Origin of the sequence: Candidatus Igneacidithiobacillus taiwanensis (assembly GCF_031962545.1) — a bacterium.
Lineage (GTDB): Bacteria > Pseudomonadota > Gammaproteobacteria > Acidithiobacillales > Acidithiobacillaceae > Igneacidithiobacillus > Igneacidithiobacillus taiwanensis.
On the sequence record NZ_JAVRKK010000003.1, the window covers coordinates 59,002 to 67,680 of the forward strand.

Genomic DNA, 8,679 nt, shown 5'->3' on the forward strand with positions numbered 1-8,679 from the left:
AAAAGATTTCCATGACCGCCTTTGCGCGCATCTTTCTCCTCGGCAAGTATCGCGACAGCAGCGCCCTACCCGCCCTCGCCCAGCTCGCCGAAGCCCTGCGCAGCTGGGGCTGCGATCTACGCATCGATGCCCGCTATCGGGAACATTTTCCCAATCTTCCCGTCTTCAGTAGCCTCAACGAGGCAACGCCGCAGGACCTAGTCATTGCCCTCGGCGGCGACGGTACCCTGCTCAGCAGCGCCCGCGAGCTTGCCGGACGCAATGTACCCATCCTCGGCATCAATCTGGGACGGCTCGGCTTTTTGGCCGATATTTCGCTCCAAGACATCGCTCGTACCCTGCCCGCAATTCTGCAGGGCGATTACCGTAAGGAGAAACGTAGCGTGCTTCGTGCCGAGCTGTGGCGAGAAGGGGCGCGGGTGGGCGCCGGTCTTGCCCTCAATGAGGTCTTCGTCCACAAGGGCTGTGGCGAGAGCATGATCGAGTTGCAAGTGCAGCTCGGCGGCAAACAACTCTACACCGAGCGTGCCGATGGCCTGATTCTCTCCACCCCCACCGGCTCCACTGCCTACGCGCTCTCCGCCGGCGGTCCCATTCTCACCCCCGAGCTCAGCGCCCTGTTGCTGGTGCCCATCTGCCCCCATACCCTGAGCACCCGCCCCATCGTCCTGCCCGATCATCTACCCTTGCGCTTTCGCCTCAGTGCCGCCCGTCATCCGGCCGCCCTCAGCCTCGATAGCCACAATTCCTTCCCCATGGTTGCCGGCGACGAGATCCACGTGCAGCGGGCAGATTGCGATGCCGTATTCCTCCACCCGCGGGAGCAGGACTTTTTCGCCATCCTGCGCGACAAACTGCACTGGGCCGAACCCCCTGGCGAGGACTGATGCTGCTCGATTTACAGATTCGCGATTTTGCCCTGATCCGCTCCCTGGATATCAGTTTAGGCAGCGGCCTGACGGTGCTGACCGGCGAGACGGGAGCGGGAAAGTCCATCCTCATCGATGCCATCGCCCTCCTGCTGGGCGACAAGGGCACGCCGCAGATGGTGCGGCACGGCGCCAAGCAGGCGGAAATCCTCGGCAGTTTCAGCGGCAACGAGGCGACGGATCGCTGGTTGGAAGAGCAAGGCCTGCCCGCCGAAGATACGCTGATTCTACGCCGCATCCTGCCACTGCAAGGGCGCAGCCGTCTTTTTCTCAATGGTCGCGCCATCAGCAGCCAACAGGCGCGGGAACTCGGCGGCCTGCTCCTCGATATTTTGGGGCAACACGCGCATCTGCAATTGCTCAAGCCCGAGCGGCAACTGGCACTACTGGACCGTTTTGCCGACAGCGAAGCCACCCTGACCCAACTTGCCGCCCTTTGGCGGCAGTGGCGCGATGCCCTACAGCATTGGCAAGAACGCCAAGCCGCCCAGTCCCAGGACGCCTCGCAACGGGAGTGGCGACAGTTTCTGCTACAGGAACTGCGGCAGGCCAAGCTGCGGCCAGGAGAGTGGGAAGAATTGCAAGACGAAGAGCGGCGTTTGGCTGCCGTTGAGCAGATCCGTGCCGGTGTCGACCAAGCCCTCCTCGCCCTCGACAGCGATGATGGCGCCCTACGACGCCTCGGGGAGGCACAGCGCGGCCTCCAGCAGGCTCGGCAGAAAGACGCGCGCCTGCAAGAGACAACGACACTGCTGGAAGAGGCGACGATTCAAGCCGGCGCCGTAGTCGAGGAACTGCGCGGCTATCTGCATCAGCTCGAGGCCGATCCCGAACGCCTGGAAAGCATCGCTCGACGCTTGCAGGAGCTCCAGGATCTGCAGCGCAAGCATCGCCGCGATCTAGACGGCCTCCTTGCCCTGCTTGCCGAGCTCGAGGAGGAGTTTACCGCCGCAGAGGGCGGCGGCGATCCGCTGGCCGAGGCCGCAGCAAAACTCGAACAACACCGGCGCCAATACGCCGCAGCGGCCGCCGCATTGAGCCGGACTCGTGCCGCCGCCGCGCCAAAACTCGCGCAGGCCCTGCAAGAGCAGGTACGGGCCTTGGGCATGCAGCACGCGGTGGTCGAGTTGCGGCTCGAAGCCCAGTCCGGGGAGGCGCACTGGCGAGCGCAAGGCTGGGATGTGCTGCAGATTTGGATTTCCGTCAATCCCGGCCACCCCGCCCAGCCCCTTGCCGAGGTTGCCTCGGGCGGCGAGTTGGCGCGTGTCAGCCTCGCTTTGCAGGTGCTCCTGCAGCTCGAGGGCATAGAAACACTGATTTTTGACGAAGTGGACGTTGGCGTTGGCGGCGCCGTCGCCGAGCGCATCGGCCGCCTGCTGCGCCAGCTTGGGCGCACGCACCAGGTGCTCTGCGTCACTCACTTACCGCAGGTGGCAGCCCATGGTCATCAACACTTGCTGGTCGAAAAGTCGGTGCAGGATGGGCAAACCGAAAGCCGCATACGCCTTCTCGATGCCCAAACGCGCAGCGATGAGATCGCCCGTATGCTTGGCGGTAGCAAAATCGACGCAAGCATCCATGCTGCCGCCCACAAACTGCTGGCGGATGCCAGCCAAGACCTAGGCGGCTAGGCCCGCGCGCACCGCCGCCAAATCGACGATTCCCTCTGCCGCCGCCGGGAAGGCCCAGAGCCGCCGCCGGCCCGGCTCCGCCTGGGCGAGCAGACTACGGCCCGCGGCATCACCCCGCCAGCGCCCGAGGGCGTCGCGCACCGCGCCAAGAAAGAGATACTCTCCCATGCGATAACCCCAGTAGCCATTCCCGAGTGGCAGGATCTGTAGCAACCCCCCTTCCATCCGCAGCGGTTCGAGGGCAGAGATGTCATCATCCGGCCCCAAGGCCGTGGCCTCGGGCAGGAGCAACTGCAGCCGCTCGCGCGCCGTACCCAAGGCGGGCGCACGCCGGGTCTGCAGGATTGCCACGCTCCGCGGTTCGGGAAGGTGCTCGAGAACGCGATCCAGATCCTCTTCCAGGGTAAGGGCATGAAAATCCAAGAGCAGGATTTCTTGCGCGCGGCTGATGAGAGCATAACGATTGCCCAGACCAGATCTTTCCAGAGTGAAGAGTTGCATCGGTGGCCTCCTTTGTTGCATCAGAATATGCGGTTTTTCTAATGCAATCCATATGCCACCGCCTTGTAAGCATACGAATCAGTGAATTACGCCACAGCTCCCCAAAACTGCGCGTGGCCAATCGACTACAGTAGCGAAAATACGGGGAAGCAGTAGACTGAGGATCATGCAAGATATCCAGGCCAGTCTACCCAGCTCCTTCCCTTCGACCGCAACCGTGGCGGCAACGCGGGAGCGTCGACCGAGCTCGCTGCTACGGCGGGTACTCTGGGTCGCTCTCGCGGTGTTTCTGGCCGTCAGTGCCATCAGTGCCCTCGCCCTGCAGGCGGTGCGCACCCTGCAGGAAAGTAGCGACACTTTGCTGCAAGTCGCCATTCCCCTACAGCGCGACATCCTGCGCATCGAAGCCCTGCAGCAGCAGGCAGAATTCTACCTACGCCTGGGCGCGCTCTTGCCCGGCCAGGGATACCGAAAAATCAGTAACGACCTGCTGCAAAAGGAGCAGGAACAACTTGCTGGCCTGCTCCCGCAGTTGGACCAGCACCCGCAGATTGCGGCCGTTGTGCGCAACATGCAGGCGCAGCTGCAAAGTTTTTCTACGAGTGCAGCCAAACCGCTACAGCAAGAGCAGCTCGATACGGGTCTCCAGCAACTGCGCACCTTGTTGCAGCAACTGTTCCAAAAAGAGGCAGCACGTGCTGCGCTGGCGCGGCAACACGCTACTTGGCTCATCCTTGCCCTGGTCTTTTTTAGTGCAATGCTCGCCATTGTGGTGACCTGGCGAGTCAAGGTCAGCCTCAGTCGACCGCTGGCGACCATCCGTGCCGCCCTCGAAGACATCGCCAGCGGCAAGAGCGCCCAGGTTGCCGAGGTCGGGCCGCCCGAACTGCGCGCCATTGCCAACAGCATTACCCTCATGCAAGAACGGCTGGAAGAGGAAGAGAAATTGCGCCATCTCTTTCTCAGCCAAATTTCCCATGAACTCAAAACACCCCTGGCCTCGGCACGTTCGGGGGCGGAATTGCTCCTCAGTGAGCGCTTTGGCGCCCTCGACACGCGGCAACGGGAAATCCTCGAAATCATTACGCGGCAAATGCAGGAGCTCTTCATTGCCATTCAGGAGATGCTCGACCTGCACGCCCTGCGCGCCCGCAGCCTCGACTACCAGATCGAAACCCTCGCCCCGGAAACTCTGCTGCACGAGCTCGAGCGGCGCTTTCGCTCCCTGCTTGAGCAGAAAAAACAGCGGCTGCAGATTGCTTGCCGCAGTCAGCGTGCAGTGCGTGCCGATCCGCAGCGTCTGGCGCAAATCCTCAGCAATCTACTCACCAATGCCTATAAATATGCCCCGGCGGAGAGCCTCGTGGAATTGACTGTCGATGCGGAAGGCAACGAGATACACTTTGCCGTACGCGATTATGGCAAAGGCATTCCGGAATCCATGCTGGAGAAGGTCTTCGAGGAATTTTTTCAAGTGCCGGAGAAGGGGGCTCTGAGCAAGGGAACCGGGCTCGGGCTGCCGATCGCCCGGGAGCTCGTCGAGGCACAGGGCGGACGCATAAGGCTCCGCAATGTCTGCCCAGGGCTTGTGGCAGAGTTCTGGTTGCCCGCGGCGGATGGCAATGCCTAAGCACCTGCTTGCCGTTCTTGCTGCCATCCTCTTGCTGAGCGCCTGTGCCCAACGGCTGCCTCCCGCGCCCACTACCACCGTGTCTACCCAGGCCCGCCTGCTGCAGTCGCTGGCCCACTGCGGCGCGGCAAGTTCTTACGCCTGCGCGCAGATTCATCTCGATCTCGCCCGCCATTATCTACAGGCGCAACCTCTCACGCCCAATGCCATTGCTGCGGCGCGTTCGGAACTCGCCATGGCGGCGCAAAATCCTGAGATGGCCCAAGAGGTACAGCCTTGGCGCAATTTGCTGGCGTCTTGGCAGCAACCGGCGCCAGCGCCGCGCTCTTGCCCAGACAGTGCGGCAAACAATACCCTGGCAGCGCAAATCGCGCATCTGAAGGCCGAAAATACTGCGCAAAAACAGCAGCTAGACCGCCTCAACTCGTTGTTGCAGTCGGAGGCGCAGAAGAGCCTGCAAGGAAAACACTAGTGAGCGAAGAACTCTCCCTAGCCACCATTTTTGTGGTTGATGACGATCCGGATTTTCTACGCGTACTCAGTCTCTGGTTGGAGAGTGAGGGACATCAGGTGCATAGTTTTCGTCATCCGACCCTGCTTCTGCAACAACTGGAGCAGCAGCTTCCCGATTTGGTGATCAGCGATCTGCGCATGCCCGATATCGACGGCATGGATTTGCTGCAGCAGGTGCAGGAAAGAGATCCAGAATTGCCGGTTCTACTCCTCACCGCCCACGGCAGCATCCCCAATGCCGTTGCCGCCATGCGCGCCAACGCCTTCGGCTATCTGGCCAAACCCTTCCAGCATCAGGAACTGCAGGAGCTGATCCAATCTGCTCTAGAGCAGCGGCAGAGCCGCCAGGAAACCTCCCGCCTGCGGGAGACTTTGCGCCAGCAGGCCAATCGTAGCCTGCTCTATCACAGCCGCGCCATGGCCGACCTGATGGCCGATGTAACCCGCGTGGCACCGACCCAAGCCAGTGTCTTCCTCAGTGGCGAGAGCGGTGCAGGAAAGGAACGGGTGGCGCGCGCCATTCATCTGGCCAGCACCCGCAAGGACGGCCCCTTTGTCGCCATCAATTGTGGCGCCATCGCCCCCGACCTAGCCGAAAGTGAGCTCTTCGGCCATGTGAAAGGGGCTTTTACCGGCGCCGGTGCCGACCATATGGGCTTACTGCGCAGCGCCCATGGCGGCACGCTATTTCTCGACGAAGTCGCCGACCTCCCCCTGGCCCTCCAGGTCAAGCTATTGCGGGTGCTGCAGGAGGGGCAGGTGCGTCCGGTCGGTGGTCGCGCAGAGTATCCCGTCGACCTGCGCATCATCAGTGCCACCCATCAGGACATCCACGCCCTGCTCGCTGCCGGCAAGTTCCGCGAAGATCTCTACTATCGTCTTTACGTGGTGCCCTTGCGGGTTCCCAGCCTCGCCGAGCGTCCCGAGGATATTTTGCTACTCGCCCAATATTTTCTCGATCGCGAGGCCAGTCGTCTGGGACGCGAGATCCAAGGCTTCGACTCCGGCGCCCTCGACAAACTTCTGCAGCGTCCCTGGCCCGGCAATGTGCGCGAACTCGAGAATGCCGTCACCCAGGCGCTTGCCTTGAGCCCCGACGGCTGGATCAAGGCTGCCGCCATTCCGGATCCGGGTCGCGGCGCCGAGACTCCCGCCTTTGCCCAGTTGCACGAGGCGCGTGCCGCCTTCGAGCGGCAGTACCTGCAGACCCTACTGCACAGTACCGACGGCAACATCTCGCGCGCTGCGCGCATTGCCGGGCGCCATCGCACCGACCTCTACAAGCTGCTACGCAAGCATGGCTTACGCCCCGAGGACTTCAAGGGCGATACGGAGGCATAGCGACCCGCGGATGATCTTGCGGTACAGTCGCGTTTATACTTAGCGCGCACGAAGTTCAACGAGGCCCCCAAACTGATGCTGCCCTTGCCCAACCCAAAGATGACCCTGCAGCGGCGTTGGCATCCGCGCCGCTGGTTCATCCAAGGTCTGCTCATTTCTTTGCCAATTGGACTGACCATTTACGTGGTGCTCGTGGTGGGCGGTTGGGTCGATAGCATTTTTGCCGCCCCCATCCACGCCATTTTTGGTATGGACATCCCCGGCCTCGGCATCATTCTCACCCTGCTCTGCATCTTTGCCGTCGGCTTTCTTGCCTCGCACGTTTTCACCGCCTGGATTTTTGAGCGCCTCAATGCCCTACTCGAGCGCATTCCCGTTCTGCACAGTCTTTACAGCACCATTCAGGAGACCGTCGAGCTCCTCTTTGGCGGCAAGGAACGCGGCTTTCGCAGTGCTGTGTTACTGCGGCAAGAAGGCGACATGGGCTATCTCGTTGGATTGGTCACCCGCGACCAGCTTCCGGAACTATCCAGCATTGCCGACGAAGACTGCATCGCCGTCTTTGTTCCCATGAGTTATGGGGTGGGCGGATTCACTTGCGTGGTGCCGCGCAGCCGCGTCATTCCCTTGCCCGAAATGAGCCCGCAGCAGGCCTTGCGCTTTGCCATGGCCGGCGGTGTGGGCAGTGGGCGAACAGCGCGGGAAAGGGTGCTGCCGGAGCAGCAGCCACAAGAAGTCGATTGACCATTCATCAACCCAATGGAGGAAGCATGGATCGCGTACGTAAGGCAGTTTTCCCGGTGGCGGGGCTTGGCACTCGCTTCCTGCCCGCCACCAAGGCAAGCCCCAAGGAAATGCTGCCGGTGGTCGACAAACCCCTGATCCAATATGCGGTAGAAGAGGCGATTGCCGCCGGTTGCGACCAGATGATCTTCATCACCGGGCGCGGTAAGCGGGCCATTGCCGATCACTTCGACGTTTCCTACGAGCTCGAGGTCGAACTCGAGAAAAAGGGCAAGAACGCCCTCTTGGAACAGGTGCGGGCCATTGTGCCCAGCCACATCAGCATCATCCATCTGCGCCAGCCCTATCCCTTGGGTCTTGGACATGCGGTATCGATGGCGCGCCCGGTGGTAGGCGAAGAGCCCTTTGCCGTCCTCCTCGCCGACGACCTGATGCTGGCGGATGAGCCGGTATTGGCGCAGATGGTCGAGCAGCATCACCGCTACCAGGCTGGTATTCTCGGAGTCGAGGAGATCCCTTACGAGCACAGCACCCGCTATGGTGTAGTCGAGGCGCGCGCCTGGGATGAACAGATCTATCAGGTCAGCCGCATCGTCGAAAAGCCCAAGCCGGAAGAGGCTCCCTCCAATCTGGGCGTGGTGGGGCGCTACATTCTACCGGCGCGCATTTTTCACTTTCTCGAAAATACGACGACGGGTGCGGGTGGCGAGATTCAGCTCACCGATGCCATCGCCAAGCTGCTTGGCGAGCGGCAGGTGCTCGCCTACCGTTTTCGGGGCCGGCGCTTCGACTGCGGCGACAAGCTCGGCTACCTGCAGGCCACCGTCAACTTCGCTCTGCGTCATCCAGAAATCGGTTCGGCCTTTGCCGAATTCCTAGAAGACTTCCAGCTCGCGCAAGACAACTGATGCGGCAGCCGTCCTTCCTTCGCTCGCGCTTTTCCGCTCCGACGACTCTTGGGTTATGCTATGGCGCGCTGAAGGAAAAGGGGGCGTCATGATCATCATCGAGGGTGTCAATGACAAAGGTGCTAAGTTTCGTCCCTCGGCTTGGGCAGAGATGCTCATCGAGGGAGTGGGCTTGGCGCATTTTGGCAGCGACCACAAGATCCACTACCTGCCGATGATCGAGCCTGCCACTATCAATGGCAATGCGGCGATCATCATGGATGAGGAGCTGGAACAGATCCGCCCCGAGGCCTACAAAGAAATCCTCCACTTCGCCAAGGAAAATCGTCTGCTCATCCACTACGAAGTGGGCACCCTGGCCGAGCGCCGTGCCGCCCAAAAATCCGAGCAGCACGCCAAGGGCGATTCCCGGCGCCCGTCCACATGAGCATCGAGCCAAGGGCGCGGCGGCGCTTTGCCTATCTCCTCTTTGCCAGCATCGG

At 61.6% G+C, this 8,679-nt stretch carries 9 protein-coding genes; 8 read left to right on the forward strand and 1 reads right to left on the reverse strand.

From position 1 onward, the window contains the following. Positions 1–11: 11 nt before the first annotated feature. Together RTI30_RS01135 and recN are read left to right on the forward strand one after the other, a co-directional pair. Positions 12–887, forward strand: a complete 876-nt coding sequence (locus tag RTI30_RS01135; RefSeq protein WP_312260723.1) for an NAD(+)/NADH kinase — start codon at positions 12–14, stop codon at positions 885–887. After that, positions 887–2,560, forward strand: coding sequence for a DNA repair protein RecN (gene recN, locus RTI30_RS01140; RefSeq protein ID WP_312260721.1), 1,674 nt, complete (start codon positions 887–889; stop codon positions 2,558–2,560). Before RTI30_RS01135 ends, recN begins: the two co-directional genes overlap by 1 nt. Here recN and RTI30_RS01145 read toward each other — a convergent pair. Continuing rightward, on the reverse strand, positions 2,549–3,061 hold the full coding sequence (locus RTI30_RS01145) for a hypothetical protein (protein WP_312260719.1): 513 nt from the start codon (positions 3,059–3,061) through the stop codon (positions 2,549–2,551). The genes recN and RTI30_RS01145 overlap by 12 nt on opposite strands. Positions 3,062–3,227: 166 nt before the next feature. Here RTI30_RS01145 and RTI30_RS01150 point away from each other — a divergent pair, with 166 nt between their 5' ends. From RTI30_RS01150 to RTI30_RS01175, 6 genes are all read left to right on the forward strand, one after another. After that, positions 3,228–4,691 carry a HAMP domain-containing sensor histidine kinase gene (locus RTI30_RS01150; protein ID WP_312260717.1) on the forward strand — a complete coding sequence of 488 codons (1,464 nt, stop codon included), beginning with the start codon at positions 3,228–3,230 and terminating at the stop codon, positions 4,689–4,691. Then, complete coding sequence (locus RTI30_RS01155; RefSeq protein WP_312260716.1) at positions 4,684–5,163, forward strand: hypothetical protein; 480 nt, start codon at positions 4,684–4,686, stop codon at positions 5,161–5,163. The genes RTI30_RS01150 and RTI30_RS01155 overlap by 8 nt, the downstream gene beginning before the upstream one ends. Continuing rightward, on the forward strand, positions 5,163–6,545 hold the full coding sequence (locus tag RTI30_RS01160; RefSeq protein WP_312260714.1) for a sigma-54 dependent transcriptional regulator: 1,383 nt from the start codon (positions 5,163–5,165) through the stop codon (positions 6,543–6,545). The genes RTI30_RS01155 and RTI30_RS01160 overlap by 1 nt, the downstream gene beginning before the upstream one ends. 75 nt (positions 6,546–6,620) lie before the next feature. Next, positions 6,621–7,289 (forward strand): DUF502 domain-containing protein, encoded by a 669-nt coding sequence (locus RTI30_RS01165; RefSeq protein ID WP_312260712.1) that lies wholly within the window; start codon positions 6,621–6,623, stop codon positions 7,287–7,289. Positions 7,290–7,315: 26 nt separating this feature from the next. Beyond that, on the forward strand, positions 7,316–8,197 hold the full coding sequence (gene galU, locus RTI30_RS01170) for a UTP--glucose-1-phosphate uridylyltransferase GalU (RefSeq protein WP_312260710.1): 882 nt from the start codon (positions 7,316–7,318) through the stop codon (positions 8,195–8,197). Positions 8,198–8,285: 88 nt separating this feature from the next. Continuing rightward, positions 8,286–8,624: a DUF3579 domain-containing protein gene (locus RTI30_RS01175; protein ID WP_312260708.1), complete on the forward strand. Its 339-nt coding sequence runs from the start codon at positions 8,286–8,288 to the stop codon at positions 8,622–8,624. The last annotated feature ends 55 nt before the right edge of the window (positions 8,625–8,679 follow it).